The organism is Hungatella sp. SL.1.14 (genome assembly GCF_024460495.1).
Lineage (GTDB): Bacteria > Bacillota > Clostridia > Lachnospirales > Lachnospiraceae > Hungatella > Hungatella hathewayi.
In genome coordinates this window covers 1-338 of sequence record NZ_JANFYJ010000206.1, presented here as the reverse complement: position 1 = coordinate 338, position 338 = coordinate 1, and the positions used below count along the sequence as shown (strand labels likewise).

Sequence of the window (338 nt, the reverse complement as noted above, 5' to 3'; positions counted from 1 at the left end):
CACAGATGTGGCGCCGTTCTGCGTAGAACAGGGCGGTGTAATCATTGGAAGCACGATCAATAAGTACGCGTATTGTTCCATCGTTCCCAGAAATGACGACCAGATCATCGTCCATTCCCTGGATTTTGATATGACGTTGAAATACAATACAAAGGAAAACTACGTGTATGATGGCCGCCTGGATCTCGTAACGGCCGCATTGAAGGCCATGGATATCAAACAGGGGTGCGAAGTCTATCTGCAGTGTGACGCGCCCCCGTGATCGGGGCTTGGAACGTCTTCCACGGTTATGGTAGCGCTCTTAATCGCCATGGCAAAATGGAAAGGCGTTTACTTAG

At 49.7% G+C, this 338-nt stretch carries 1 pseudogene; it reads left to right on the top strand.

Annotated features, from left to right (window positions below):
• Positions 1 to 338 (top strand): annotated as a pseudogene (locus NE473_RS30695) (GHMP family kinase ATP-binding protein); the annotation flags it as partial.